The sequence below is a fragment of the Paenarthrobacter sp. CC6 genome (assembly GCF_040560085.1).
GTDB classification, from domain to species: Bacteria; Actinomycetota; Actinomycetes; order Actinomycetales; family Micrococcaceae; genus Arthrobacter; species Arthrobacter nicotinovorans.
The window spans coordinates 1-26,481 of the sequence record NZ_JARDAN010000002.1 but is presented as its reverse complement, the minus strand read 5'-3'; the positions used below and the strand labels follow the sequence as shown (position 1 = coordinate 26,481).

Sequence of the window (26,481 nt, the reverse complement as noted above, 5' to 3'; positions counted from 1 at the left end):
AGTCGATGTATGACAGATACAGCTGTAGCCGGTGCGTCCGCTGACGCCGCAGTCCCTTCGCGCCCAGCACGCACCCGCCCGGCGGCCAAGCCCCATGGCCAGTGGAAGGTTGACGGCACCGCGCCGCTCAACGCCAACGAGACCTGGAAGCAGGAAGACAACGGCCTGAACGTCCGCGAGCGGATTGAGTCTGTCTACTCCAAGGAAGGCTTCGATTCGATCGACGGAACCGACCTGCATGGCCGTTTCCGCTGGTGGGGCCTCTACACACAGCGCAAGCCCGGGATCGACGGCGGCAAGACCGCCACCCTGGAGCCGCACGAGCTCGAAGACAAGTACTTCATGCTGCGCGTCCGCATCGATGGCGGTGCGCTCACCACCGAGCAGTTGCGCGTTATCGGCCAGATCTCCGTGGACTTCGCCCGAGGCTCCGCCGACCTCACGGACCGCCAGAACATCCAGCTGCACTGGATCCGCGTGGAGGATGTGCCGGAAATCTGGCGCCGCCTGGAGGGCATCGGCCTGTCCACTACGGAAGCCTGCGGCGATGTCCCGCGCGTCATCCTCGGCTCCCCGGTTGCGGGTATCGCCAAGGACGAGATCATCGATCCCACGCCGCTCATCCACGAACTCGCGGAGCGCTTCATCGGCGACCCCGAGCTCGCCAACCTGCCGCGTAAATACAAGACCGCCATCACGGGCCACCCGTCCCAGGACGTCGTGCACGAGATCAACGACTTCGCCCTGGTGGGCGTTGTCCACCCTGAGCTTGGCGCCGGCTACGACCTCTGGGTTGGCGGCGGCCTGTCCACCAACCCCCGCCTGGCCGAACGCCTGGGTGTGTTCGTTTCCGCCGACGTCGCCGCTGAAGTGTGGCTGGGCGTCACCAGCATCTTCCGTGACTACGGCTACCGCCGGATGCGCACCAAGGCCCGCCTGAAGTTCCTCATGAACGACTGGGGCCCGGCCAAGTTCCGCCAGATCCTCGAAGACGAATACCTTGGCTTCAAGCTTCCGGACGGCCCTGCCGCGCCCAAGCCCAACGCCCCGGGTGACCACATCGGCGTGCACGAGCAGAAGGACGGCAAGTTCTTCATCGGCGTAACCCCCACCGTGGGACGCACGTCCGGCGAGGCACTGGTGACGCTGGCCGACACCCTGGAAAAGCACGGTTCCTACCGCCTGCGCACAACTCCCCACCAGAAGCTCGTCATCCTGGACGTGGCCAAGGAGCAGGTGGAGCCGCTCATCGCTGAACTGGACACCTTGGGCCTGTCCGCCCGCCCGTCCGTGTTCCGCCGCGGCACCATTGCCTGCACGGGCATTGAGTTCTGCAAGCTGGCCATCGTCGAAACCAAGGTCACGGCAGCTACCGCTATCGCCGAGCTGGAACGCCGCTTGGCCGACCTCGTGGAGACCAAGCAGCTGCCCTCGGCACTGTCCCTCCACATCAACGGCTGCCCGAACTCCTGCGCACGTATCCAGACGGCCGACATCGGCCTGAAGGGCATGATGCTGCCAACGCCCGACGGCGACCCCACCCCGGGTTTCCAGGTCCACCTCGGTGGCGGGCTGGCGAACAACGAGCGCGAGGAAGCCGGTTTGGGACGCACCGTCCGCGGCCTCAAGGTCACGGTGGAAGACCTGCCCGATTACGTGGAGCGCGTGGTCCGCAAGTTCGTCGCCGTCGGCGCCGAGGGCCAGACCTTCGCCGAGTGGGCACACTCCGCAGATGAAGGAGACCTCCAATGACAGATCCACAAACGCTTCCGGCCGTGCGTACCCTGCGGTCTCCGGAAGAGCTGAAGGCACTGGCCGAAGCCGGTGCCGCGGAGCTTGGCTGGAACGCCACGGCCCAGGAGGCAATCGCCTGGGTGGCACGGAACTTCGAACTGCCCGCCATCACCGTGGCGTGCTCCATGGCCGACGCCGTCCTGCCGGCCATGGTCGCGGACCAGCTTCCCGGCGTCGACGTTTTGTTCCTCGAAACCGGCTACCACTTCAAGGAAACCTACGAGACCCGCGACGAAGTAGCTGCCAACCTGCGCGTCAACGTCGTGGACGTCCTGCCGGAGAACACCGTGGAACAGCAGGACCGCCTGCTGGGCAAGGATCTGTTCGCCCGGGACGCCGCACAGTGCTGCGCGCTGCGCAAGGTCCAGCCGCTGCGCCGCTCGCTGTCCGGCTATGAGGTGTGGTTCACCGGCGTCCGTCGCGATGAAGCCCCCACCCGCACCAACACACCGGTGGTCACCTGGGACGAAGGTTTCGGCCTGGTCAAGGTGAACCCGATGGTGGACTGGTCCTTCGATCAGTTGCTGGAGTACTCCGAGGACAACATCCTCCCCGTCAACCCCCTCCTGAGCCAGGGCTACCCGTCCATCGGCTGCCAGCCCTGCACCCGCAAAGTGGCCCCGGGCGAAGACCCCCGAGCCGGCCGCTGGGCAGGTTCCGACAAGACAGAATGCGGACTACACACATGAGCACTCAAACAACCAGCGAGGACCTCGAGTTGAACCAGTTGCAGAGCGAAGCTGAAGGGGCCGCCGCGGCGTGGCGGGCATCGCGAAGCGGGCACGGCGGCCCTTCAGCTGAGCGCCTGAGCTCACTGGACACCCTTGAGTCCGAAGCAATTCACATCATCCGTGAGGTAGTTGCCGAATTCGAGAAGCCTGCGCTGCTGTTCTCCGGCGGCAAGGACTCCGTGGTTATGCTGCACCTGGCCACCAAGGCGTTCTGGCCCGGCAAGGTCCCTTTCCCGGTGCTGCACGTCGATACCGGCCACAACTTTCCGGAGGTCATCGACTTCCGCGACCGCACCGTTGAGCGCCTCGGTTTGAAGCTGGTTGTCGGTTCGGTGCAGGAGTTCATCGACCGCGGCGAACTGGCTGAGCGTGCCGACGGCACCCGCAACCCGCTGCAGACCGTCCCGCTGCTGGACGCGATCCAGCGCAACAAGTTCGACGCCGTTTTCGGTGGTGGCCGTCGCGACGAGGACAAGGCCCGCGCCAAGGAGCGCATCCTGAGCCTCCGTGACGAATTCGGCCAGTGGGATCCGCGCAACCAGCGTCCCGAACTCTGGAACCTGTACAACGGCCGCCACACGGTGGGCCAGCACGTCCGTGCGTTCCCCATCAGCAACTGGACCGAGCTGGACATCTGGCGCTACATCGAGCGCGAGAACATCGAACTTCCCAGCCTGTACTACGCACACGAGCGTGAAGTCTTCGCCCGCGACGGCATGTGGCGTGCAGTGGGCGAAGTTTCCCAGCCGCTGCCCCACGAGGACGTCATCACCAAACTGGTCCGCTACCGGACCGTGGGCGACATGTCCTGCACAGGTGCGGTCGAGTCCGACGCACGCACCGTGGCCGACGTCGTAGTTGAAGTCGCTGCCTCCACCCTGACAGAACGTGGCGCCACCCGGGCAGATGACCGCATCTCCGAGGCCGCCATGGAAGACCGCAAGAAGGACGGCTACTTCTAAATGAGCACCGAAACATTGGCTGCCGGGCTGGAAACAGCCCTGCCCACAACCCTGTTCCGTTTCGCCACTGCCGGATCGGTCGACGACGGCAAGTCCACTCTGGTGGGCCGCCTCCTTCACGATTCCAAGGCGATCCTTGCCGACACGCTCGACGCCGTCGCCCGCACCTCTGCCGACCGCGGCTTCGGTGGTGAGAAGGGCGGAATCGACCTCGCCCTCCTGACAGACGGCCTGCGCGCCGAGCGTGAGCAGGGCATCACCATCGATGTGGCCTACCGGTACTTCGCAACGGACCGCCGCAGCTTTATCCTTGCCGACTGCCCCGGCCACGTTCAGTACACCAAGAACACGGTGACCGGCGCGTCCACCGCGGATGCCGTCGTCGTACTCATTGACGCCCGCAAGGGTGTGCTGGAGCAGACCCGCCGGCACCTCTCCGTGCTGCAGTTGCTGCGCGTGGCCCACGTCATTGTGGCGGTCAACAAGATCGACCTGGTGGACTTCAGCGAGCAGGTGTTCCGCGACATCGAGGCTGATGTGCAGAAGGTCGGCCGTGAGCTTGGCCTTGGTCGTGACGATTCGAATGCGGGCGGGGTGACCGATCTTTTCGTGGTTCCGGTGTCCGCCCTGGATGGCGACAACGTAGTGGACCGCTCGGACCGTACCCCCTGGTACACCGGCCCTGCGCTGCTGGAGGTCCTCGAAACTCTTCCCGCCGCCGACGAGCTCGAAGCCGAACTGGAGAGCTTCCGCTTCCCGGTACAACTGGTCATCCGTCCGCAGGGGGCCTTGGCTCCTGATGCTGTGGCCGGCGGGCTCGACGTAGAGGCCTACCGCGATTACCGGGCCTACGCAGGCCAGATCACGGAAGGCTCCGTGAAGGTAGGCGATGAAGTGTCCGTCATCAGCCCCGGCCACGAACCGCGCATCACCACGGTGGTCGGCATCGACTTCGCCGGCCAGTCGCTGGAGGAAGCTGCGGCACCACAGTCCGTGGCCGTCCGCTTGGCTGACGAGATCGACATCGCCCGTGGTGACACCATCGCCGCTGCCGGGACTGTCCGCGAAAGCTCCGCCGACCTCTACGCATCGTTGGCCTGGCTGTCACCGAAGCCGCTGCGCGAAGGCCAGAAGGTCCTGGTGAAGCACGGTACGCGCACGGTCCAGGCCCTGGTCCGCAACGTCACCGGCAAGCTGGACCTGGCTACCTTCACCGTAGAGCCCACCAGCACCTTGGAACTGAACGACATCGGGCATGCCCAGCTTCGGCTCGCCGCTGCTTTGCCGTTGGAAAATTACCTGCACCACCGCCGCACCGGCGCATTCCTGGTGATCGACCCCATTGACGGCAACACGCTGGCCGCCGGTCTGGTCAAGGACCACCCGGGCGACCACGAGGACGAACGTTACGTCATTTAGGGTCATACGTAGTCACAAACCGCAGCTTGTTCGCGACCCCCACGTTGTAAGGCGTGACCGACGAACAAGCTGCGGTTTTCTTTTACCGGGGAAGGACCCATGCCACAGAACACCACACTCAGCACCCTCCTTAAGGCCGGCACAGACCTGGTCCTGGACGGAGCGCTGGCCACCGAACTGGAAGCCCACGGCTGCGATCTGGAAGATGCCCTGTGGTCTGCCAAGGTCCTGCTGGAACAGCCGCACCTGATCAAACAGGTCCACCGCGACTACTTCGACGCCGGCGCTTCCGTGGCGATCACAGCCAGCTACCAGGCGACCCCACAGGGCTTCGCGCGGCGCGGGCTTTCCGTTCCGGAGTCCTTGGAACTGGTAGCATTGAGCGTCCGCTTGGCCGATGAGGCGCGACAGGAAGCCTTGGCGGAGGGTTCTGCGAATGGGCCATTGCTGGTAGCCGGATCCGTTGGACCGTACGGCGCCTACCTTGCCGACGGCTCCGAGTACCGGGGCGATTACACGCTTTCCGCCGCGGAATTCCAGGATTTCCACCGGCCACGGATCGCGGCGCTGGTAGAGGCCGGCGCGGATTTCCTGGCGTGTGAGACGCTGCCGTCGTACGCCGAAGCAGAGGCGCTGTTGGCGCTCGTGGCGGAGTTCGACGTCGAAGCCTGGTTTACGTTTACGCTGCGGGACAGCGGCCACATCAGTGACGGAACGCCGCTGGAGCAGGTGGCTGCGCTGCTCAGCGCGGAACCGCGCGTGGCCGCCGTCGGCATTAACTGCGTGCCGCTGGAACTGGTGTCGGAGGCGCTCGGCAACCTTCAGCAGGCCTCCGGCAAACCACTCGTGGCGTACCCGAATTCGGGTGAGACCTACGATGCCGTGACGAAAACGTGGGGACCGTCCCAGGGTGTCCAGGGCGGCGGCACGCTGGCGGGCAACGCTGCGGACTGGCGGGATCGTGGAGCCCATCTCATAGGTGGCTGCTGCCGCACAACTCCGCGCGACATTGAAGAGCTTGCCGCGAATATGACGCCACGTGAACCTTCGTGAACCTTGGTTTCTGCGGGATTGAAGCGGAAATATGACAGTCCCTACTGTGAAGGCATGACCTCTCCGGAATGGTCCTTCCTTGCCCAACACGGGCGATGTCACGGGGCCTGATCTTCGCCCCATTCGCATCCCACTTCTCATAAGGACCCCCCATGGCAAACACACCCGAGTCACAGAAACCCGATTCCGGTACCACCCGCATCGTCGCCGGTGAGACCGCACCCAAGCCCAAGCGCCGCCGCACCATCGAGATCGCCCTGGCCGTCGGCCTCGTGCTGCTGATCGGTGCAGGCGCGGCAGTGGCCTCCGCAGTTTCCAACAGCAACCAGGCTGCGCCGGCCCCCGCCACCACACCGGCGGCGGAGCTCAAGCTCGGCTACTTCAGCAACGTCACGCACGGTCCGGCCCTGGTCGGTACCAGCAAGGGCATCTTCGCCAAGAACCTCGGCGACACCAAGCTCACCACCCAGATCTTCAACGCCGGTCCCGCCGCCATCGAAGCCCTGAACGCCGGAGCCATCGACGCCACCTACATCGGCCCGAACCCGGCCATCAACTCCTTCGTCAAGAGCAACGGCGAGTCCATCAGCATCATCGCCGGCGCAGCATCCGGCGGTGCCCAGCTCGTGGTCAAGCCGGAGATCAACTCCGCAGCCGACCTCAAGGGCAAGGTCCTCAGCACGCCCCAGCTCGGCGGTACCCAGGACGTTGCACTGCGCGCCTGGTTGGGTCACCAGGGATTCAAGACCAACACGGACGGCAGCGGCGACGTCAACATCAACCCGACCGAAAACGCCCAGTCGCTGAAGCTCTTCCAGGACGGAAAGCTCGACGGCGCGTGGTTGCCTGAGCCGTGGGCCTCCCGTTTGGTCCTCGAAGCCGGAGCGAAGGTCCTGGTTGACGAGAAGGACCTCTGGGAGAACGGTGACTTCACCACCACCATCCTGATCGTGAACAAGAAGTTCGCCGCCGAACACCCGGAAACCGTCAAGGCACTCCTCAAGGGCCACGTGGAATCCGTGAACTGGCTCAACTCGGCCTCGGCTGAAGAGAAGGCCACCACCATCAACGCAGTCCTCAAGGACACGGCAGGCAAGCCACTTCCGGCGAATGTCATTGAGCGTGCTTTGCAGAACATCAAGTTCACCACTGACCCGCTCGCCGGGACGTACAAGAAGCTGCTCCAGGACGGCGTGGACGCGGGTACCACCAAGACCGCCGACATCAACGGCATCTTCGACCTCCGCACCTTGAACGAGGTTGAAGGCAAGAAGACCTCCGCCGCGGGTCTTGGCCAGGACTAAGCAGTAACGGGCTGGTCCGCTTCCCCTTGCGATTCTCATGGGGGAGCGGACCGGCCCTTAGGCACATCAGCTCTACCAATCAACACGAAGGACGGGACCATGCCAGTCGTACTCGAGAACCTGGGCAAACGCTTCGGCGACGGCGCCCCGGTGCTGGACGACGTCAACGCCACCATCGCGCAGGGCGAGTTTGTTGCCCTCCTCGGCGCGTCCGGCTGCGGCAAGTCCACCCTGCTGAACATCATGGCGGGACTGGAGAAGCCGACGTCGGGCGCTCTTGAAGTACCCAGCGATGGTGCCGCCTTCATGTTCCAGGACGCGTCCTTGTTCCCGTGGTTGACCGCGCGGGGAAACATTGAGCTTGCGCTGCAGTTGGCCGACAAGTCCAGCACCAAGGCGGGACGTCGGGAACGTGCCAACGAACTGCTGGAACTCGTGCACTTGGGCGGCGCCGGGGACAAGCGTCCCCACGAGCTCTCCGGCGGCATGCGGCAACGCGTGGCCTTGGCGCGTTCACTGGCACAGGACCGGCAGCTGCTGCTGATGGACGAGCCTTTTGCCGCCTTGGACGCCATCACCCGGGACCTCCTCCACGATGAGCTTGAGCGCATCTGGAAGGAAACCGGCCGGACCATCGTGTTCGTGACCCACAACGTCCGTGAAGCCGTTCGCCTGGGCCAGCGCGTGCTGTTGCTTTCGTCGCGTCCGGGTCGTGTAGTGGCCGAATGGGAAGTCACCGAGGAACACCGGACCGACGCCGGCCGTGCCGGGGAGTTGACCGGTGTCATTACCCGACGCCTTCGCGAGGAGATCCGCCGCCATGCCAAGTAACCCCATCACCACCGAAGAGCGGACCCTTCCCGTGACTGAATCCAAAGAACACATCACGTCGCCGTCGCTGAAGGGCAATGCCTCGGATCTCCGCGACCTCGAAGCAGGTTTGGACAACCTCCAGTCAGACGTCGGGGGCAAGCGAGGCATCGACTGGAAGCGTGTCCTCCTTCCCGTCGTGGCGCTGGTGGTCCTCATCCTCGCCTGGCAGTTCTACGTGTCGCTGGGCCTCAAGCGCCGTGACCAGGTTCCCGGTCCTCTTGATGTGCTCAACCAGCTTGTGGTCCTGTGGAGTGAGGGCAAGGTCCAGGAATCCGTGTGGACTTCGTTGCAGCGCGGCTTGGTTGGCTTCCTGATCTCGGTCGTCGTCGCCACGCCCGTGGGCTTGCTGCTTGCCCAGGTTGCGCCTTTGCGGCGTGCCTTCGGTCCGCTGATTTCCGGTCTTCAGGTGTTGCCGTCAGTGGCCTGGGTTCCCGCCGCCATCATCTGGTTCGGTTTGACGGACGCAACCGTGTACTTTGTGGTCCTCATGGGCGCCATCCCGTCCATCATCAACGGGCTCATCTCCGGCGTCGACCAGATCCCGCCGCAGTACCGCAGCGTTGGAACCGTCCTTGGTGCGAACCGGCTCCAGATGGCGCTGCAGATCGTCCTTCCCGCGGCCCTTCCCGGGTACATCGGTGGCTTGAAGCAAGGGTGGGCCTTCTCCTGGCGCTCACTGATGGCCGCCGAAATCATTGCTGTGGGTGGCACCATCGGCTTCGGCCTGGGCTCGCTCCTTGACCAGGGCCGCGCGTTGTCCGATATGGCTATCGTCATGGCCGCGATCCTGTTGATCCTGTTCGTGGGCATCCTGATCGAGCTCCTGGTGTTCGGGCCGATCGAGAAGCGCCTCCTGCAGCGCAGGGGTCTGCTGGCAGGCAGCTCGCGCTAACTCCGAGAGCGTTGTTGTTCGGAACGCCCGACGGCGGCCTCCCGCCGTCGGGCGTTGACGTTACCGCGCGTTAGAGACCGGCCAGCAGCCCCTTCATGTCCTGGATCTCCCGCTCCTGCGACGTCACGATGTCGCGTCCCAGCTGGATTGCCTCCGGATATTTGCCCTGAGCGATCTCGGTCTTGGCCATGGCCACCGCACCTTCATGATGAGTGATCATCTGGGTCAGGTAGAGCTTGGCCGCTTCCGTACCTTGGGCGTCCTTGAGCTTCTGGAGTTCGGCCTCGCTCAGCATGCCGTCCATACCGTGTCCTGCGTGCCCGGAGGACGCCATGACGGGCATGTTCCAGCCCTCCAGCCAGGCCGTCATCTTCTGGATTTCGGGTGCCTGGGCCGCCTTGATCTGAACGGCCAACTGCGTCACCGACGCAGGAATATCCTTCTTGGCCAGGATCGCGTCCGACATTTCCACGGCCTGTGCGTGGTGCGGAATCATCATCTGGGCGAACATGACATCCGCCGCGTTGTGGGCTGTATCAGAGCTGCCCGCGGAGCCGTTGCCTGGTGAAGGGCTGGCCGAGGGTCCCGACATCCCGTGATCCATGCCGGGCATCGAATCGGAGCCAGGGGTCGATGCGCAGCCGGCCAGCGCGATCAGGGCCGCAAGGGCAGTCCCCGTGACAGTAAAGCGTGTTTTATTCATCAGTGAATGGTCCTTTGCCAATTCAGGCGGCTCATTAATGCCGCCAAGGGTAAGCAGATGAGTGCCCCGAGGCTTTAGGGCGTCGGGGGTACGGCAGGGTTGCCAGTCGGCGACCCTGTCCAGTGCTTACGTCCTGCTGATGCTGAGTTGCCCCGGGGTGGGGCCTGCAGGTTGATAGGACCAGGATGGCTGGGGCTCGTCATGTCCCCGGTCAGGGGAATCGGCGGCGACGGCGTCGCCGGGAGCCGATGCAGCGAGGGAACCCGTCTTCAGGGAAGGGGTGCAAGTGGCGCCGGCGGCCTGGGAGCAGGCGCAGCTTCCCGACGTGCATTTGTCTGCTTCGGCAAGCGGAGTCTGCGAAAGGTGCTGCGCAGAGCCATGAGTGTGGTGGGCCGCAGCGGCCGTCGGCAGCGTTGCGGCTGCGGTGGATGCGTGCGTGCTATGGGATCCGTTGACCACGTGCATCCCGAAGATGCCGGCGATGACCGCGGCCACCAGCAGCAGGAGTGAGGCCCGCCGTGGAAAAGCCGCAAAAGTCCGGTAGGACAGGCGATTGGACACGTTTACCTGTGCTCCTTCCCCTTGCTCCGGACACGGCCAGTATACCCCTGGAGGGTATATGCGTCGAGTCATTCACAGTGTGCAGCGCCTCAACCGGAACACTGCCTGACCCGGCGAATCAGGCAATCCCGAAAAGGAACACCTCGACCCTGCTGCGTCGATCCGCCGGTAGCCCTAGAATCGGCGAATGGGCCTTCTAACGTTCAGCATCAACGTCACCTTGGACGGTTGCGTCGACCATCGGGAGGGCATCGCCGATGACGAAACGCACGCCCTTTTCACCCGGCTCCTGGACCGGAGCGGCGCGATGCTCTGGGGCCGCACCACGTACGAGATGATGGAAAGCTACTGGCCGCTGGTAGCCAGCGGGGAAATCGATGCCCCGCCGGCGCTGCGCGAGTGGGCCCTGACATTGGAAACCAAGCCGAAGTATGTCGTGTCGGCTACCCGAAGTGATTTCCCGTGGACCAACAGCCACCACGTCACGGGCGACCTCCGAGCGGCGGTCCAGGAGCTCAAGGACAGGACTCCTGCGGGGGTGCTGATCGGCAGCGGAAAGCTCGCCACCGAGTTGGACCGGCTGAACCTGATCGACGAGTACAAATTCCTGCTCCATCCCTTCATCGCCGGCCATGGCCCCACCTTGTATCACGAGGGACTGCCCGCCACCCGGCGCCTGGAGCTGGTCTCGGCGGAGCCTTTGAGCAACGGCACGGTCGCCATGCATTACCGCCGTGCTGATTGAGGAATGAGCAGGCGCCGGCCAGCGTTGTTCCGGACATGCACAACAAACGGATCGGTTTCCTGTCCTTTGGCCATTGGGCCCGCGTCCCCGGCTCCTTGGTTCCCACTGCCGGCGAGGCCCTGAAGCAAGCGATTGAACTGGCCGTCGCCGCGGAGGAAACGGGTATCGACGGCGCGTTCTTCCGAGTGCACCACTTTGCGCGCCAGCAGGCCTCGCCGTTCCCCCTTCTTGCAGCCATCGCAGCTCGGACCAGCCGTATCGAGATGGGCACCGGCGTGATCGACATGCGCTACGAAAACCCGCTGCGCAATATCTAACTTGCAAGCCTGTGACTAAGACTTCAGAGGCGGACCCAGAGAGTTTTCAATTTATCGGCGCGGCCGCACTCGGTACACCTCACCGGTCGCGGGCATTCTGGACAGTTACCGAGAGTCGTATAGACCGTTGTAGATTGGGGATGCCCGCCCCTACCACACTGGTAGTTGCCGGGGGGAGCCAAAACGGACGGTTCGTATGCGTCCTCTGCAGCCAAGTAGGCGCGCGCCCCAATTTCGGTTGGCTCTGCAAGGCCTTCGCCTATTGACTGGAGTCGGACAAGGCCAAGAAGTATTTCGCTGTCGTTCCCTCGCTTGCTCATCAAGTAATCAGCAGCGCGAGTGTGTGGATACCCCTTGCTCTTTGAGAGGTCGACAAATTTAGATCTTGCGACGGGACTGTCATGCGCGATGCGATTCCGGACGACGGTTAAGTCGCTGATCGCGGACTTCTCACTTGATCGATTGGACAACCGCGAGAACGGCTGCCCATTTGTAAAGAGCCGGTCCCCACGTTTCAAAGTCTTTTCCTTCAGGGGCATCCATGAGATGTATTTCGCGTCTCCGGAATCAGAGCCAGCGATGAGAAGCGTGGCTTCGTCTTCATTTTGAGCTGAAACGATGGGAACGACTTCCGCCCCAAGTTTCCCGAGCATGCCGAGGAAAAAGAGGTCTCCTAGGAATTCCTCGAACAAACCCATCGCTCGCACCAAGGCAAGCTCCGCAACGTCGTCACGAGTGCCTCGCTGAAGATTAGATGACTTGTACGCCTGTTCCGCGTCCTCGACGGATTTGCGCAAACCAGAAAGTTCTGATGCCAGATCAGCCGCAAGTTGAGGGCCGTCGCTCATTGGCTATAGCACCGAGCGAACGAGTCGGATTCGTTGTAGCCTGCTGGCCTTGTGCGTGGTCTGCCTACGCAGACTCTCGGCTAGTTCGTCGGGCAGTTCCCCCTTGGTAGCGATGCGCCGGTCCACCTCAACGAGGGCTTCTGCAAGTCGGGCGATCGGGAATTTGAAATCGAATTGAGCGCTCGTTGGCAACCCGTTGCTTAGATCGTTCTTGGGGTCCGAACCGGCGTCAGAGAGACCAGACACTATGGCGAACAGTGGGTAAAACCAGGAGGTCGAGCGGAAGCGCTTAGGAAGCATCGGGTCGACACGTCCATCATAGAGAGGTGCTAAGCGCTCGAAACTTTCCCGGAAGTCAGCAGCAACGCGATCTTGTTGCGGGAAAGCTTCGTCGTAGTCGCGATACAACGCGGTTATCTGAGCGTGTGACCGACCGCTCACCCCACGGAGGAGTGCCCCCATGAGGTCGCTTGCGAACTCAACCTCTTGCATCTGGGCCACCTCTTGGGGCGTGAACAAGTTCCAATCCATCCAACGCTGGTTCTGTTCGTAAGAAAGCGCGTATGCAAGATCCTTGAACTCGCCGAAATATGATCCGTTTCGGATTTCCTGCTCGGTGAGTTTGAGCCCAGTAGTGTTCATTCGCTGGAAGATCTCCAGAATAGTGACATCCGCAACGTCCGGAGGCAAAACGTTAACCGAGATTGCCGTTTGCAGGATGTCTGTCTGAACTTCGTCAGGTAGTTCCGCGAAGGTCCGTCCTGCATACTCCTTGTTATGGGATCGAAGGATTCTGAAGTTGTCCCTCTCGTCCGGATTGTCAATACAGTCAGGATCGATGAAGGAAAGAATGGTACGCAATCGCTGTTGTCCATCCACAACCTGTCTAATGCTCCGAGACGTGGAGACGTTTAGTCTGCTGTGGAGGAATATCAAGGGAATGGGAAAGCCGCGAATGATGGAGTCTATTAGCAGGCTTTTTATCCGCGGATTCCAGACCGGGCGCCGCTGGTAAAACGGTTGCAAGTCCAAAGTTCCTTGCCGTTGCCATTCTAGAAAGTCCAGCACTGAGTATGAGGTCTTTTGAATCTGTAGAGGCTGGGCCATAAAGGCATCATACTGGGCCCCGAGGGTGGAGCCACACTCCTTGGAGGCCAGCTAGCTCAATAGGAAGCTACGAGAACCCGCTCTACATGGCCGAAGAAGCTGCCGCCACGGACCTCATCAGCGACGGCAGGCTGCAACTCGGCGTGAGCCGTGGTTCACCCGAGCCTGCCCGGAACGGTGCCGCGAACTTCGGCTATGTCCCCGCCGATGGTGAAGACGGCGGCGACATGGCCCGGCGTCACACAGCATTGTTCCGCAAAGCAATCGCCGGTCACGGCGTGGCCGAAGCCGATCCGCACTACTCCGGAGGTGCGACAGGTTTGCTTCCCATCCAGCCCCAGTCGCCGGGCCTTCCGCAGCGGATCTGGTGGGGAGCCGGCACCCGAAAAACAGCCGTGTGGGCTGCCGAGCAGGGCATGAACCTGATGAGCTCGACACTCCTTACTGAAGACACCGGCGTGCCCTTCGATGAATTGCAGGCAGAACAGATCCGGATGTTCCGCGAAGCCTGGGCCGCTGCAGGTCATGATTTTGAGCCCAGGGTCTCGGTGAGCCGCAGTGTTATCCCGATCGTCGATGCTGAGGACAACCGCTACTTCGGCCTCCGCGCCCAGGCGGACAGCCAGGACCAGGTCGGGATCCTCGACGGAGCCTTGTCCAGGTTCGGCAAGAGCTACATCGGGGAGCCGGACGCGCTTGCGGACGAACTGGCCAATGACGCAGCTGTCCAGGCTGCGGACACCGTCCTGCTGACGGTACCCAACCAGCTGGGAGTGGAATACAACGCCAAGCTGCTGGGGAATGTGGCCAAACACATAGCGCCGGCGTTCGGATGGCAGGCCAACCACGTAGTGTGATCCGGACGGCCCCTAAAGGCCGGTAGTGTTGCTCGCTGTGCGCGGTTGCCGTGCACCCCAGGAGCACTTGTGCGTCACGTCAACGACGACGGGACGCACCCAGACATTAGAGGTTTCCAATGGACATTCAGAATCTCCTCGAAGACATCGTCGGCGCAGTCCAACCGCACGTTGGCCAAGGGAAGGTGGCCGATTACATTCCACAGCTGGGATCCGTAGACCCGGACCAGTTCGGGATCTCGGTGGTCACCCGGGACGGCGAGGTGTTCTCGGCCGGGGATGCCCATGTGGAGTTCTCCATTCAAAGCATCTCCAAAGTCTTCGCCCTCGCCTTGGTTCTGGCTTCCGACGGCGACCGTATCTGGAAGCGCGTCTTCCGCGAACCCTCGGGCAACCCCTTCAACTCGCTGGTCCAGTTGGAAAGCGAGGAAGGCATTCCCCGGAATCCGTTCATCAATGCCGGTGCGATCGTCGTGACGGACCGGCTCCTGAGCCTGACAGGCGACGCTGCGCACGCTGTCCGGGAATTGATGCGCCAGGAAACCGGAAATACGGGCCTCGATACGGATCAGGTCGTGGCGTCGTCCGAACTGGGCAAAGGGCACCGCAATGCCTCATTGGCCCACTTCCTGGCCAGCTGCGGCAACTTGGAGAACCCGGTGGATGATGTCCTGGACTCCTACGCCAAGCAGTGCGCCCTGGCCATGACCTGCGAAGACCTTGCCCTGGCAACCCGGTTCCTCGCTTCCAACGGTTTGGGAGCGGACGGAACCCTGGTGCTGTCACCGGCGCAGACCAAGAGAATCAACGCCGTGATGCTCACCTGCGGAACGTACGACGCCGCCGGGGAGTTCGCGTACCGGGTGGGCCTGCCGGGGAAGAGCGGGGTTGGTGGCGGAATCGTGGCCGTGGTTCCGAACAAGTGCGCCATCAGCGTGTGGAGCCCTGGGCTGGGGCGTTCCGGCAATTCCGTGGCAGGTGTGGCCGCGTTGGACGAGTTCACCACGCGCACCGGGTGGTCCGTCTTCTAGCCCGCCGGATCCCGGGGCCCTTTGCAGACTTTTTGTGACGTTGGATTACCCAGCGTTACCGGTTGTTTCCGAGCCTTTGAAGCATATTACGGCGCCGCCCTACAGTTTTTTCATGGCAATACAGGACATTTACCCCACCGCGCTGAGGCTGCTCGGCCGCCCGGTGCTGGTCGTGGGCGGCGGCCCCGTCGCGGAACGCCGCGCCAAGGGGCTGCTCGACGCCGGTGCGAAAGTCACCGTGGTCGCTCCCATTGCCACTGAAACACTTCAAGGCCTCGACGCTTCGGGACTCCTCTCCTGGGAAGCGCGCGAATACCGCACGTCAGACCTCGACGGCGTCTGGTTCGTCCAGACGGCGACCGGCACTTCCGCCGTGGACACCCAGGTGGCAGCCGACGCCGAGGCGCAGCGCATCTGGTGCGTCAACGCCTCCGACCACGAAGCTTCAGCCGCGTGGACGCCTGCCGTGGCCGTGGTGGACGACGTCAAGATTGCCATCAACGCCGGAGGAGACCCACGCCGCGCCATGGCACTGCGCAACGCCGTGGCCACAGCGCTTGAAACAGGTGACCTCCCGCTTCGCAGGCACCGCAAGCCGGGAGCAGGCGGCTCTGTGGCTCTGGTCGGTGGCGGTCCGGGCGACTCGGGACTCATCACCGTCCGCGGCAGGCGCCTGCTGGGCCAGGCCGACGTCGTTGTTGCCGACCGTCTTGGTCCCCGCGAGCTGCTCAAAGAGCTCGCGCCGGACGTCCGCGTGATCGAGGTCGGCAAGACGCCAGGCCACCATCCCGTGCCGCAGCTCGAGATCAACCGCATCCTCGTGGACGAAGCCCTGAAGGGCAATCGTGTGGTCCGCCTGAAAGGCGGCGACCCCTACGTCCTGGGGCGCGGTGGCGAGGAAGCAGAATTTTGCCGGCAGAACGGCGTCGAGGTTGAAGTGGTGTCCGGCGTGACGTCCGCGATTTCGGTTCCGGCAGCCGCCGGCATCCCGGTGACCCACCGCGGCCTGGCGAAGGGCTTCAGCGTGGTCACCGGCCACGAGGAGCTGTCCGAAGTTCCCGCACGGCCCGATCACACTGTGGTGTTGCTCATGGGAGTGGCGCAATTGCGCGATTCCGCGGCTGCCCTGGCAGGCTCGGGTCTGCCTTTGGACACTCCAGTGGGTATCGTAGAGAACGGGTATTTGCCGGACCAGCGCGTCACCATCGGCACTTTGGGAAGCATTGCGGACCAGGCGGAAGCCGTGGGTGTGGCCAATCCAGCGGTCATCGTGATCGGCGACGTCGTCCGGGTCAGCCCCTTTGCGCCCCAGCATTTCAAGACCGCCGACTACAGCACCATCACCCCCAACCGTCCCCGCGTCCGCAGTAACTGAGAAGAAGAAGGAACACAGCCGTGTCAATTAGCACCCCCGTAGGTTCTGCGGACCGTCCGCTCCGCGTCGCCGTCATCGGCTCCGGCCCCGCCGGCGTGTACGCAGCTGACATCCTGACCAAGAGCGAGGCCGTCAAGAGCGGCGAACTCAACGTCAGCATCGACCTCTTCGACCGCTACCCGGCCCCCTACGGCCTGATCCGTTACGGCGTTGCTCCGGACCACCCCCGCATCAAGGGCATCGTCAACGCCCTGCACAAAGTGCTGGACCGCGGCGACATCCGCTTCTTCGGCAACGTCGATTACGGCACGGACATCTCCATCGAGGACCTCCGCAAGCACTACGACGCCATCATCTTCGCCACCGGTGCCATCAAGGATGCCGACCTGAACATCCCGGGCATCGAGCTTGAGGGTTCCTTCGGCGGCGCGGACTTCGTGTCCTGGTACGACGGCCACCCGGACGTTTCCCGCGAATGGCCCCTGGACGCCAAGGAAATCGCCGTCCTGGGCAACGGCAACGTGGCCCTGGACGTGGCACGTGTCCTGTCCAAGCACGCTGATGACCTCCTGGTCACCGAGATCCCGGACAACGTCTACGCCGGCCTGAAGAATTCCCCGGTCACGGACGTCCACGTCTTCGGCCGCCGTGGCCCGGCCCAGGTCAAGTTCACCCCGCTGGAACTCCGCGAGCTTTCGCACTCCAAGGACGTCGACATCATCCTCTACGCCGAGGACTTCGAGTTCGACGAAGAGTCCGACCGCCAGATCCAGACGAACAACCAGACCAAGACCATGGTCGGCACTCTCACCAACTGGATCGCCGAGCAGCCCGAGGACCTGTCCGAGCTGAAGGCTTCCCGCCGCCTGCACCTGCACTTCCTGCACAGCCCGGTGGAGATCGTTGACTCCGCGGAGACTCCGGGCAAGGTTGCCGGCATCAAGTTCGAGCGCACCGAGCTGGACGGCACGGGGAACGCCCGCGGCACCGGCGAGTTCATCGACTACCCGGTCCAGGCCGTGTACCGCGCCATCGGCTACTTCGGTTCGGCGCTGCCGGACGTCGAGTTCGACCACAAGAAGGGCGTCGTGACCAACGACGGCGGCCGCGTCCTGGACGCCGACGGCCAGCACGTTCCGGGCCTCTACGCGACCGGCTGGATCAAGCGTGGTCCCGTCGGCCTCATCGGCCACACCAAGGGCGATGCCCTGGAAACCGTCACATACCTGCTGGAGGACCGCGAAAACCTGCCGCTGGCTGAGGTTCCCGCGGCAGACGCCGTCGTGGATCTGCTGGATGCCCGCGGCGTGAAGTTCACCAGCTGGGAAGGCTGGCTGGCACTGGATGCCCACGAGCTCGCCCTCGGCGCAGCAGCCACCGAAGCCGGCGGCTCCCACGGCGTCGAAGTCAAGCGTGAGCGCATCAAGGTTGTGCCGCGTGAGGACATGGTCGACATCTCCCGCGATGGAGTCTCGGCACAGGTCTAAGACCAACGCGGGGTCACTTAGGGCCCATTCGGAGCTTCCGGATGGGCCCTAAGTGACCCCGCGTTGTTTTAAGGTGGGGGTATGGACGTCGTCGTCATTGAAACGCCCCAGCTGGGGGACCGGAGCTACCTTGTCCACGACGGTGCCGTCGCCCTGGTGATCGACCCGCAACGGGACATCGACCGGGTGGAAGCGGCAGCCGCCGACGCCGGCGTCCGGATCACCCATGTGGCCGAGACCCACCTTCACAACGACTACGTCACTGGCGGCCTCGTCCTGGCTGAAGCGCACGGAGCCGAGTACTGGGTGAACGCTGCGGACGAGGTGTCATTTGCGCGCGTCCCCGTCTCCGACGGCCAGGTTCTCCGCGTCGGCCGGCTGTTGGTGAAAGTGGTTGCCACTCCCGGGCACACCCACACGCACCTCACATACGTGGTCCGCGATGACGCGCCCGACGGCGGTCCGGAGGCTGTGTTTTCAGGCGGCAGCTTGCTCTACGGTTCCGTTGGGCGGACGGACCTGGTGTCACCCCACGACACCGCCAAGCTGGCCCACAAACAGTATTCTTCGGTCCGTCGGCTGGTGGACGCGGCACCCCCGGACGCGGCACTCTACCCAACCCACGGATTCGGCTCGTTTTGTTCCAGCGGACCCGCGAGCTACCAGGATTCATCGACGATCGGCGAGCAAGTCCGGTCCAACCACGCCTTGACGGATCCCCATGAAGACCACTTCGTCTCAGAGTTACTGGCGAACATTACGGCCTACCCTGCGTACTACGCCCACATGAGTCCCCTCAACGCGGCCGGTGTTGGTCCGGCGGAGCTGGGGGTGCCGGACTCCGTGGATGCCACGGAACTGGACAGGCGTCTCAGAGCGGGGGAGTGGGTAGTGGATCTGCGCAACCGCGTGGCTTTCGCGGACAGCCATCTGCACGGCAGCGTGAGCTTCGAGTACGGGAAGGGGGACAACTTCACCAGCTACCTCGGCTGGGTGATCCCGTGGAACCAACCGCTCACGTTGTTGGGACCGCGGGACGAGGTGGAGAAAGCGATCCGGGACCTGGCGAGGATCGGCATCGAAAGGCCGGATGCCGCCGTCGGGCCTGACAGCGGAGCCGTGGACATAGGTGCCTTGGCGCCGGAGTCTCCACAGGCGAGCTACCCGCACGGTGACTGGGCTGCACTCCTCAAGAGCAGGGAACCGGAGGACATGGTGTTGGATGTGCGCCGACCGGAGGAATTCGTGGCGTCCCACATCCAAGGTGCCCTGAACGTTCCTGTCTACGAGCTCCTCGGCAGGATCACCGAGCTGCCGGACGCCAGGATCTGGGTGCACTGTGCCACGGGATACCGCGCCAGTGTTGCTGCCAGCCTGCTGGACCGGGCCGGCCGTGACGTGGTGCTGATCAACGCAAGGTTCAGGGACGCGGCCGGGGCAGGGATCGAGACCACGCCGTAATTGATGGGCTAGCGCGGGTTTTGGTCCGAGCAATAGTCGAGATTCCGGTAGACGCTGCGGACAGCGGCGTCGGGATCCCGCGCTTCCAGGGCGTCCACCAGTTCGTCGTGGCCCTCACGGGGAATGCCGTTGAAGCCGCCCTTGCGTTGCTGCCGCAAGAGATCGTTGTGGAAGACGCCGCCAAAGGAAACATAGAGCTGGTGCAACAGCGGATTGCCTGATGCCAGGGCGACGCGTTCGTGGAATTCCCAATCGGCGCTGGCCCATGCAGGGTAATCTTCCGCAAGCCATGCATCGTGGCGGGCGGCAAGGAGCCGGCGCATCTCTGCCAGATCCTCCGTGGTGGCGTGCTTGGTGGCCAGGCGGGCAGCCTGGGTGTCCAGGCCAAGCCGGACTTCCACGATGTGTTCCTGCGTGTGCTCGAGGTACATGCGCTGGGCTGCCCCGGACATCTCGCTGTTTGCACGCACATACGTGCCGTCACCGCGGCGGACTTCCAACATGCCTGAGTGCGCCAGTGCTTTGATCGCCTCGCGGAGGGTGCCTCGGGAAACCCCCAACGTGGACATGAGCTCGGGCTCAGCCGGGATGCGTTCCTGCAATGGCCACTCGCCGGACTTGATCATGTCCCGCAGCTTCGCGGTAATTTCCTCGGCCAGGGCCGGGCGGTGGGAAGGCGTCAGGGTCATACGGTCCTCGGTGCGGTCTTGGTGGCAGTGCGCTTGCTGGTGAGCAGGTGGCAAGTGACCATGAGCGCCACAGCCACGATGGACAGCAGGCTCATGGGCAACACCCAGCCGCCGGTGGCGCTGTGGAGCAGCCCCATCCCGAAGGGGCCGATTGCCGCAATCAAGTATCCCAGCGATTGGGCGATGGTCGAGAGTGCGGTGGTTTCCGCCGTCGAACCTCCGCTTCGGCTGATGATCACCAAAACCAGCGGGAAGATGCCCAAGCCGAAGCCGAACAGCACAGCCGGCACCACGGCCATCGACGTCGGCAGCCACAGCATGGCGGCGATGGCCACCAGCGTGGAGCTGCTTGCGAGGTAGAGCGCGGGGCGGAGCATGCCGGGCCGTGAGCCGAAAGCGAGGAGGATCATTCCGGCCGCCACCGAAACCAACTGCATGACGCCGAACTGGAGGCCGCTTTCGGAGGCACTCAGCCCTTGGGAGGTGAGGATATAGGCGAACCAGCTCATCACGGCATATGCGAGGAAGGCCTGGAAGGTGAAGATGGCGGTGATCAGGATGCCGAGGCGCGTGCGGAGCAGTGGCCACATGGAGACGCGCGGGCGGTCGGTCTTGGTGGTGTTCCGGTGCGTGTGCAGGACTACGGGCAGGAAACCGAGGAGCGCCGCGACACCCAGCAGGCCCCATGCCGCCAGCCCCATGGACGGCGAGCCGAGCTGCTGTGCCAAGGGAACGCTGACCGCTGCGGCGAAGGTTGCGCCGCCGGACATGGTGAACGTGTAGAGGCCGGTCATCATGGACGTGCGGTCCGCATAGTGCTCGCGGATGAACGACGGCATGGCCACGTTGCACACTGCCAGTCCTGACATGGCCAGGACCGTGCCGCCCAGCAGGGCGCCAGTCACCGGCACGCCACGGACCAGCAAGCCCGCAGCCAGGAGGGCCAAGGCGATGGCAATGGCTTTTTCGACACCTACGCGGCGGGTCAACCACGAGGTTCCCATGCCCGCCACTGCGAAGCACAGCAGAGGGATGGATGGCAGGACCGATGCCACCAGGGCCCCGTAGCCCAGGACCTGCTGCAGCTCGTGGAACAGGGCCGCGGCACTGGTAATCCCGGCACGCAGGTTCAGGCCGATGAGCACTACGGCAATTATGCCGACGACGGCGACGACGCGCGTCCTGGGGGCTGCCTGGCTGGCCGAAGCGGAAGAAGCCTGGGTAGCAGCAATCGTCGGGATGTTTCCTGTCGTGGGTGTCAGAGGGGTCGTCGCCATATTTAAAGGTTAGACGTTTGACGTCTAATGTCTACAGTTTTGTGGCGAAGCTCTCCGGGAGCGGCTACCTGGGGTTGCGGGAGCCGAGCCGCTGAACCGCCAAGGCGAGCCACAGCTGAACCCGGTCCTGGGTTTGCGAGGGGTCGTAGCCGGTCAGTTCCGTGATCTGGGCCAGACGGTATCGCACGGTGTTCCTGTGGAGGGTAAGCGCCTCGGCAACCGCGGCCACGGAGCCGTTGTGGTTCAGGTAGCTCTCCAGGGTGGCCACCAACTCTGCGCCATGGGCGGCATCAAACTTGCGCAGCGGGGTGAGGGACTCGCTGGCCATGTCCGCCAACGGAACGTCCTCGCTGGCCAGCAGCAGGGAGGTCAGGCTCAGGCGTTCGGGCTCGTTCACCGGCAAGCCGTGCGCCGCGGCGTCGCGCGCTTCGAAGTAGCTCCACCGCAGGCCGTTCGGCTTGGTGTAGGCCCCGCCGATGCCGATCACGGCGTGGATGCCGGCCTCTTGCAGGTGATCGCTAAGGCTCTTGGCCAGGGCGGTGGCGGAACTGCCGTCGTCGCTGACTACCGTCACCAAATCCTTGCCGACGACGGCGCTGACGCCGCCTTCCAGCGCCTGGGGCAGGGAAATACTGACCAGCTGTTTGTGGTGTGCCGTGGACTCGGCAACCAGCACGACGTTTTTCCTTGTGCTGTTGATGCCCACACCTGCCAAACGGCGGGCTGCCTCGATGGTTTCCAGGGTGCCGTGGATGACGTCGTCCAGCACCTGCCCGGCCATGGCACGCTGGGACTGCCGCTGCTTGACCATGTTGTTGAGCTCCACGCTGATCAGGTTCTGCGCGTAGCTGACGATTCCCGAATCGATGAAAGGCTGCCGCAACCAGAGCGTGCAGGCGTCCCTGCGGCCGGTGGGAATCGGATACGAAGCCCAACCGTCCGCCGTCGGGGCCGGTTTCCCCACCACGCTGTTGTAGAGCTGCGCGCTGAACTGGGTGAGCACGACGTCAGTTCGCAGCATGCTGCCAAGTTGCTTGAGGAGTTCATTGAGGCCGCCGCCGGTCAGGAGCGAGCGGGCCAGGATCTGGTGCCCGGCCAAGAGGCGTTCGAGATTGGAATAATGGTCGGCGGAGTGGGACTCTGCCACGAGTTTGCCGATGGCGATGAACGGGATTTCGTAGGGCACCTCCACCAAGGGCAATCCCCAGCGGTTGGCCTCTGCGATCAGGGCTCCGGGAACCGATTCATGGGTGAGGCCTATACCGAAACCGATCCCCACAGCACCCGCGCGTTGGACCTGGCGGACGAAGCGCCGCTGATCAGCCGCGCTTTTGAGGCGAAGGCCCGTGGTGAGGACCAGCTCGCCGCCACTGAGGAAGCGTTGCGGGTCTTCCAATTCGGTCACCGCGACCCAGCTGATGTCCTGGTTCCACGTGGTCTCGGCGAGGCCGGACTGACGGAGTTTCAGGGAGGGGACAGCGACGAGCGAAGCGAGGGACAGAGCCATGTTTAAAGCGTAACCCGGCGCTGGGCAAGCGCACTAAGCGGGGTGTGCTTGTGTGTGCAGCTGACTATTCCTTGCACCCCCTCCCTGGCATAGGCTCTGATCAGCTAAATCCATGCCCAGACACCGAAAGAGGGTTGCACGCCGTGGTTCAAACCTTGCAGAACTTCATCAATGGCGAATTCGTCACGCCGGCAGGTACGGGTCTCCTGGACATCGTTAACCCTGCCACCGGGGAAATCGTTGCCAAGTCGCCCATTTCGGTGCAAGCCGACGTGGACGCAGCCATGACCGCCGCCAACGAGGCCTTCAAGACCTGGAAGAAGGCAACCCCCGGCCAGCGCCAGCTCATGCTGCTCAAGCTCGCCGATGCCGTGGAAGCCAACAGCGACGAACTGGTAGAAGCCCAGCACCGCAACACCGGCCAGGTCCGCTCCCTGATCGCCTCCGAGGAAGTTGCGGCCGGCGCCGACCAGCTCCGCTTCTTCGCCGGTGCCGCCCGCATCATGGAAGGCAAGTCCGCAGGCGAGTACTTCGAGGGCCACACCTCCTACGTGCGCCGCGAACCGATCGGCGTCGTAGCCCAGGTTGCGCCGTGGAACTACCCGTTCCTCATGGCCATCTGGAAGATCGGCCCCGCCTTGGCCGCGGGCAACACCGTGGTCCTGAAGCCCTCGGACACCACCCCGGAGTCCACCCTGGTACTGGCACGCCTTGCCGGCGAGATCTTCCCGGCGGGCGTCCTCAACGTTGTCCTGGGCACCGGCGAAACCGGCGCCATGATGGTTGACCACAAGGTTCCCGGACTGGTGTCCATCACGGGCTCCGTCCGCGCAGGCATCGCAGTTGCCAGCGGCGCAGCCAAGGGCCTCAAGCGTGCCCACCTGGAACTTGGCGGCAAAGCTCCGGCCATCGTCTTCAAGGATGCCGACATCAAGAAGAGCGCAGCGGCCATCGCCGAGTTCGCCTTCTTCAACGCCGGCCAGGACTGCACCGCCATCACCCGCGTGCTCATTGAGGACTCCGTCCACGATGACGTCGTGGCGGCCATGGTGGAGCACACCAAGACCCTGCACACCGGTTCGCAGAACGACGAAGACAACTACTTCGGTCCGCTCAACAACGTGAACCACTTCAACGCCGTGACCTCCGTGGTGGAGCACCTCCCGGCGAACTGCAAGATCGAAACCGGTGGCCACCGCGCAGGCGAGAAGGGCTTCTTCTTCGAGCCCACCATCATCACCGGCGCCAAGCAGAGCGACGACATCGTGCAGAAGGAAACCTTCGGTCCGGTCATCACCGTGCAGAAGTTCAGCACGGAAGAAGAAGCACTCGAGCTGGCCAACGACGTCGAATACGCCCTGGCGTCCAGCGTCTGGACCACCGACCACGGGACGGCCATGCGCATGAGCCGCGACCTGGACTTCGGTGCGGTCTGGATCAACACCCACATCCTCCTGACGGCAGAGATGCCCCACGGCGGTTTCAAGCAGTCCGGCTACGGCAAGGACCTCTCCATGTACGGCGTCGAGGACTACACGCGGATCAAGCACGTGATGAGTGCATTGGATGCATAACGCAATTGCATAACGCAGTTGCATAACGCAGTTGCGTAACGCGTCCGCGTAACCCGTACGAATTTCCCAGAAAGGCAACCACCCCATGACCACCACCGCGAACGAACTGTCGTACCGCATCGAGCAGAAGCGCAACATCAACGGCGCCTTCCCCGGACCCAAGTCGCAGGCACTGGCCGAGCGTCGCTCCGCCGTCGTTGCTGCCGGCGTCGCCTCGGGCGTCCCCGTCTACGTTGAAGACGCCGACGGCGGCATCATCCGCGACGTCGACGGCAACTCCTTCATCGACCTCGGCTCCGGCATCGCCGTGACCAGCGTCGGCGCGTCCGATCCCGCCGTCGTCGCCGCTGTCCAGGAAGCTGCAGCGCACTTCACGCACACCTGCTTCATGGTTACCCCCTACGAGGGCTACGTTGCAGTTGCCGAGCAGCTCAACCGCCTCACCCCGGGCGACCACGCCAAGCGCACCGTGCTGTTCAACTCCGGCGCTGAAGCCGTGGAGAACGCCGTCAAGGTTGCACGCCTGGCCACCGGCCGCGACGCCGTGGTTGCTTTCGACCACGCCTACCACGGCCGCACCAACCTGACCATGGCACTGACCGCCAAGGCCATGCCGTACAAGACCAACTTCGGCCCGTTCGCGCCCGAGGTCTACCGCATGCCCATGAGCTACCCGTTCCGTGAAGAGAACCCGGAGATCACGGGTGCCGAGGCAGCCAAGCGAGCCATCACCATGATCGAGAAGCAGATCGGTGGCGACCAGGTTGCCGCGATCATCATTGAGCCCATCCAGGGCGAGGGCGGCTTCATCGTTCCGGCCGAAGGCTTCCTGCCGGCACTGTCCGCATGGGCCAAGGAAAAGGGCATCGTCTTCATCGCCGACGAAGTCCAGTCCGGCTTCTGCCGCACGGGCGAATGGTTCGCCGTTGACCACGAAGGTGTTGTCCCGGACATCATCACCATGGCCAAGGGCATCGCCGGCGGCCTCCCGCTGTCCGCGATCACCGGCCGCGCCGACCTGCTCGACGCCGTTCACCCGGGCGGCCTCGGCGGCACCTACGGTGGCAACCCGGTTGCCTGCGCAGCAGCACTCGCCGCGATCGACACCATGGAACAGCACGACCTCAACGGCCGCGCCCGCCACATCGAAGAGCTCGCTCTGGGCAAGCTGCGCGAACTGGCTGAAGAAGTTTCCGTGGTCGGCGATATCCGTGGCCGTGGCGCCATGCTGGCCATCGAGCTCGTCCAGCCCGGATCCAAGGAACCCAACGCCGAGCTCACCAAGGCCGTTGCCGCTGCTTGCCTCAAGGAAGGTGTCATCATCCTCACCTGTGGCACCTACGGCAACGTGATCCGTTTGCTCCCGCCGCTGGTTATCAGCGACGAACTGCTCCTCGACGGCCTCGAGGTCCTCGCCGCAGCCATCAAGGCCAACGCGTAACTTTCACCGCTGTACGCAGAAGGAGGGCCGGGGTTTCCCGGCCCTCCTTCTCCGTGTGTGCGCCGGGTTCGCCGGGTTCGCTGGAGTGGGCCGGGATCGCTGGAGTGGGCCGAGATCGCCGGACTGCGCCGAGATCGCCGTTCCTCGCCGAGATCGCCGTTGCTATCCAGCGATCCTGCATGGCTCCCGCGATCTCGACGCCGGAATGCACGAGGTGCCCAGCGTCAGGTTCTTCTGGTGACCATGTCCGTCCAGCTGGACCTCGATGACCACGGGCCCGACACTGACCAGGCGCACGCCGTCGCCGGAGCACGCCGTCGCCGGAGCGCGCCGAGATCGCCGGAGCGTGCCGGGATCGCCGGAGTGCGCCGAGATCGCCGTTGCTATCCAGCGATCCTGCATGGCTCCCGCGATCTCGACGCCGGAACGCCCTAGGCGCCAAGCCTCAGGTTCTTCTGGTGGCCATGTCCGTC

At 63.9% G+C, this 26,481-nt stretch carries 23 protein-coding genes and 2 pseudogenes; 17 read left to right on the top strand and 8 right to left on the bottom strand.

Features of this window, described 5'->3' with window-relative positions; translation table 11 throughout:
* The first annotated feature begins 9 nt into the window (after positions 1-9).
* The 8 genes from PV760_RS01530 to PV760_RS01495 all read left to right on the top strand — a co-directional run bounded on the left by PV760_RS01530 (position 10) and on the right by PV760_RS01495 (position 9,028).
* On the top strand, positions 10-1,752 hold the full coding sequence (locus tag PV760_RS01530; RefSeq protein WP_039242596.1) for a nitrite/sulfite reductase: 1,743 nt from the start codon (positions 10-12) through the stop codon (positions 1,750-1,752).
* Positions 1,749-2,483, top strand: coding sequence for a phosphoadenylyl-sulfate reductase (locus tag PV760_RS01525; RefSeq protein WP_052247260.1), 735 nt, complete (start codon positions 1,749-1,751; stop codon positions 2,481-2,483). Before PV760_RS01530 ends, PV760_RS01525 begins: the two co-directional genes overlap by 4 nt.
* A complete protein-coding gene (gene cysD, locus PV760_RS01520) occupies positions 2,480-3,487 on the top strand; it encodes a sulfate adenylyltransferase subunit CysD (protein ID WP_018776829.1) in 1,008 nt (335 codons plus the stop codon). Before PV760_RS01525 ends, cysD begins: the two co-directional genes overlap by 4 nt.
* Positions 3,488-4,906, top strand: a complete 1,419-nt coding sequence (locus PV760_RS01515; protein ID WP_018776828.1) for a sulfate adenylyltransferase subunit 1 — start codon at positions 3,488-3,490, stop codon at positions 4,904-4,906. It begins immediately after the preceding gene.
* A gap of 99 nt (positions 4,907-5,005) precedes the next feature.
* Positions 5,006-5,959, top strand: coding sequence for a homocysteine S-methyltransferase (gene mmuM, locus PV760_RS01510; RefSeq protein WP_354626979.1), 954 nt, complete (start codon positions 5,006-5,008; stop codon positions 5,957-5,959).
* 152 nt (positions 5,960-6,111) lie between these two features.
* On the top strand, positions 6,112-7,263 hold the full coding sequence (locus PV760_RS01505) for an ABC transporter substrate-binding protein (protein ID WP_018776826.1): 1,152 nt from the start codon (positions 6,112-6,114) through the stop codon (positions 7,261-7,263).
* A gap of 99 nt (positions 7,264-7,362) precedes the next feature.
* Complete coding sequence (locus tag PV760_RS01500) at positions 7,363-8,094, top strand: ABC transporter ATP-binding protein (RefSeq protein ID WP_018776825.1); 732 nt, start codon at positions 7,363-7,365, stop codon at positions 8,092-8,094.
* Entirely contained in the window at positions 8,084-9,028 is a 945-nt protein-coding gene (locus PV760_RS01495) for an ABC transporter permease (protein WP_018776824.1), read from the top strand. Before PV760_RS01500 ends, PV760_RS01495 begins: the two co-directional genes overlap by 11 nt.
* Before the next feature lie 70 nt (positions 9,029-9,098).
* On the opposite strand, the gene PV760_RS01490 is transcribed toward PV760_RS01495, so the two are convergent.
* Entirely contained in the window at positions 9,099-9,731 is a 633-nt protein-coding gene (locus tag PV760_RS01490) for a DUF305 domain-containing protein (protein WP_110503785.1), read from the bottom strand.
* Between the two features lie 126 nt (positions 9,732-9,857).
* Positions 9,858-10,292, bottom strand: coding sequence for a hypothetical protein (locus PV760_RS01485; RefSeq protein ID WP_354626978.1), 435 nt, complete (start codon positions 10,290-10,292; stop codon positions 9,858-9,860).
* A 187-nt stretch (positions 10,293-10,479) separates the two neighbouring features.
* Between PV760_RS01485 and PV760_RS01480 the strand changes: the two genes are divergently transcribed.
* Together PV760_RS01480 and PV760_RS01475 are read left to right on the top strand one after the other, a co-directional pair.
* Positions 10,480-11,037, top strand: coding sequence for a dihydrofolate reductase family protein (locus PV760_RS01480; protein ID WP_354626977.1), 558 nt, complete (start codon positions 10,480-10,482; stop codon positions 11,035-11,037).
* A 35-nt stretch (positions 11,038-11,072) separates the two neighbouring features.
* Positions 11,073-11,342: pseudogene (locus PV760_RS01475) on the top strand (LLM class flavin-dependent oxidoreductase); the annotation flags it as partial.
* Between the two features lie 35 nt (positions 11,343-11,377).
* Here the strand turns inward: PV760_RS01475 and PV760_RS01470 are convergent.
* Together PV760_RS01470 and PV760_RS01465 are read right to left on the bottom strand one after the other, a co-directional pair.
* On the bottom strand, positions 11,378-12,052 hold the full coding sequence (locus tag PV760_RS01470; RefSeq protein WP_354626976.1) for a hypothetical protein: 675 nt from the start codon (positions 12,050-12,052) through the stop codon (positions 11,378-11,380).
* Positions 12,053-12,205: 153 nt separating this feature from the next.
* Positions 12,206-13,309 (bottom strand): GmrSD restriction endonuclease domain-containing protein, encoded by a 1,104-nt coding sequence (locus PV760_RS01465; RefSeq protein ID WP_354626975.1) that lies wholly within the window; start codon positions 13,307-13,309, stop codon positions 12,206-12,208.
* A gap of 68 nt (positions 13,310-13,377) precedes the next feature.
* On the opposite strand from PV760_RS01465, the pseudogene PV760_RS01460 reads away from it, so the two are divergent.
* The 5 genes and pseudogenes from PV760_RS01460 to PV760_RS01440 form a co-directional block, all read left to right on the top strand.
* A pseudogene (locus PV760_RS01460) lies at positions 13,378-14,166 on the top strand (LLM class flavin-dependent oxidoreductase); the annotation flags it as partial.
* Between the two features lie 119 nt (positions 14,167-14,285).
* The gene (locus tag PV760_RS01455; RefSeq protein WP_354626974.1) at positions 14,286-15,197 is read left to right on the top strand and encodes a glutaminase; all 912 of its coding nucleotides are present in this window, start codon (positions 14,286-14,288) and stop codon (positions 15,195-15,197) included.
* A gap of 112 nt (positions 15,198-15,309) precedes the next feature.
* A complete protein-coding gene (cobA, locus tag PV760_RS01450) occupies positions 15,310-16,572 on the top strand; it encodes a uroporphyrinogen-III C-methyltransferase (protein WP_039242585.1) in 1,263 nt (420 codons plus the stop codon).
* A gap of 20 nt (positions 16,573-16,592) precedes the next feature.
* The gene (locus PV760_RS01445; protein ID WP_018776814.1) at positions 16,593-18,059 is read left to right on the top strand and encodes an FAD-dependent oxidoreductase; all 1,467 of its coding nucleotides are present in this window, start codon (positions 16,593-16,595) and stop codon (positions 18,057-18,059) included.
* An 81-nt stretch (positions 18,060-18,140) separates the two neighbouring features.
* Positions 18,141-19,520 carry an MBL fold metallo-hydrolase gene (locus PV760_RS01440; protein ID WP_354626973.1) on the top strand — a complete coding sequence of 460 codons (1,380 nt, stop codon included), beginning with the start codon at positions 18,141-18,143 and terminating at the stop codon, positions 19,518-19,520.
* An 8-nt stretch (positions 19,521-19,528) separates the two neighbouring features.
* Here the strand turns inward: PV760_RS01440 and PV760_RS01435 are convergent, their stop codons facing one another.
* The 3 genes from PV760_RS01435 to PV760_RS01425 all read right to left on the bottom strand — a co-directional run bounded on the left by PV760_RS01435 (position 19,529) and on the right by PV760_RS01425 (position 22,993).
* Positions 19,529-20,209, bottom strand: a complete 681-nt coding sequence (locus PV760_RS01435; RefSeq protein ID WP_079580847.1) for a FadR/GntR family transcriptional regulator — start codon at positions 20,207-20,209, stop codon at positions 19,529-19,531.
* Entirely contained in the window at positions 20,206-21,486 is a 1,281-nt protein-coding gene (locus PV760_RS01430; protein WP_193589879.1) for an MFS transporter, read from the bottom strand. Before PV760_RS01430 ends, PV760_RS01435 begins: the two co-directional genes overlap by 4 nt.
* A 64-nt stretch (positions 21,487-21,550) precedes the next feature.
* Positions 21,551-22,993 (bottom strand): PucR family transcriptional regulator, encoded by a 1,443-nt coding sequence (locus tag PV760_RS01425; protein WP_354626972.1) that lies wholly within the window; start codon positions 22,991-22,993, stop codon positions 21,551-21,553.
* Positions 22,994-23,136: 143 nt separating this feature from the next.
* Between PV760_RS01425 and PV760_RS01420 the strand changes: the two genes are divergently transcribed.
* Entirely contained in the window at positions 23,137-24,567 is a 1,431-nt protein-coding gene (locus tag PV760_RS01420; protein WP_018776809.1) for a gamma-aminobutyraldehyde dehydrogenase, read from the top strand.
* Positions 24,568-24,652: 85 nt separating this feature from the next.
* On the top strand, positions 24,653-26,008 hold the full coding sequence (gene gabT, locus PV760_RS01415) for a 4-aminobutyrate--2-oxoglutarate transaminase (protein ID WP_018776808.1): 1,356 nt from the start codon (positions 24,653-24,655) through the stop codon (positions 26,006-26,008).
* A gap of 162 nt (positions 26,009-26,170) precedes the next feature.
* On the opposite strand, the gene PV760_RS01410 is transcribed toward gabT, so the two are convergent.
* Positions 26,171-26,481: hypothetical protein (locus PV760_RS01410; RefSeq protein ID WP_354626971.1), on the bottom strand; the 311-nt coding region annotated here is incomplete at its 5' end.

Bases quoted from the DNA above. Each gene is read 5' to 3' on its own strand.
- PV760_RS01530 (WP_039242596.1), top strand. From the start codon at position 10: ATGACAGATACAGCTGTAGCCGGTGCGTCCGCTGACGCCGCAGTCCCT.
- PV760_RS01525 (WP_052247260.1), top strand. From the start codon at position 1,749: ATGACAGATCCACAAACGCTTCCGGCCGTGCGTACCCTGCGGTCTCCG.
- cysD (WP_018776829.1), top strand. From the start codon at position 2,480: ATGAGCACTCAAACAACCAGCGAGGACCTCGAGTTGAACCAGTTGCAG.
- PV760_RS01515 (WP_018776828.1), top strand. From the start codon at position 3,488: ATGAGCACCGAAACATTGGCTGCCGGGCTGGAAACAGCCCTGCCCACA.
- mmuM (WP_354626979.1), top strand. From the start codon at position 5,006: ATGCCACAGAACACCACACTCAGCACCCTCCTTAAGGCCGGCACAGAC.
- PV760_RS01505 (WP_018776826.1), top strand. From the start codon at position 6,112: ATGGCAAACACACCCGAGTCACAGAAACCCGATTCCGGTACCACCCGC.
- PV760_RS01500 (WP_018776825.1), top strand. From the start codon at position 7,363: ATGCCAGTCGTACTCGAGAACCTGGGCAAACGCTTCGGCGACGGCGCC.
- PV760_RS01495 (WP_018776824.1), top strand. From the start codon at position 8,084: ATGCCAAGTAACCCCATCACCACCGAAGAGCGGACCCTTCCCGTGACT.
- PV760_RS01490 (WP_110503785.1), bottom strand. From the start codon at position 9,731: ATGAATAAAACACGCTTTACTGTCACGGGGACTGCCCTTGCGGCCCTG.
- PV760_RS01480 (WP_354626977.1), top strand. From the start codon at position 10,480: ATGGGCCTTCTAACGTTCAGCATCAACGTCACCTTGGACGGTTGCGTC.
- PV760_RS01470 (WP_354626976.1), bottom strand. From the start codon at position 12,052: ATGGGTTTGTTCGAGGAATTCCTAGGAGACCTCTTTTTCCTCGGCATG.
- PV760_RS01465 (WP_354626975.1), bottom strand. From the start codon at position 13,309: ATGGCCCAGCCTCTACAGATTCAAAAGACCTCATACTCAGTGCTGGAC.
- PV760_RS01455 (WP_354626974.1), top strand. From the start codon at position 14,286: ATGGACATTCAGAATCTCCTCGAAGACATCGTCGGCGCAGTCCAACCG.
- cobA (WP_039242585.1), top strand. From the start codon at position 15,310: ATGGCAATACAGGACATTTACCCCACCGCGCTGAGGCTGCTCGGCCGC.
- PV760_RS01440 (WP_354626973.1), top strand. From the start codon at position 18,141: ATGGACGTCGTCGTCATTGAAACGCCCCAGCTGGGGGACCGGAGCTAC.
- PV760_RS01435 (WP_079580847.1), bottom strand. From the start codon at position 20,209: ATGACCCTGACGCCTTCCCACCGCCCGGCCCTGGCCGAGGAAATTACC.
- PV760_RS01430 (WP_193589879.1), bottom strand. From the start codon at position 21,486: ATGGCGACGACCCCTCTGACACCCACGACAGGAAACATCCCGACGATT.
- PV760_RS01425 (WP_354626972.1), bottom strand. From the start codon at position 22,993: ATGGCTCTGTCCCTCGCTTCGCTCGTCGCTGTCCCCTCCCTGAAACTC.
- gabT (WP_018776808.1), top strand. From the start codon at position 24,653: ATGACCACCACCGCGAACGAACTGTCGTACCGCATCGAGCAGAAGCGC.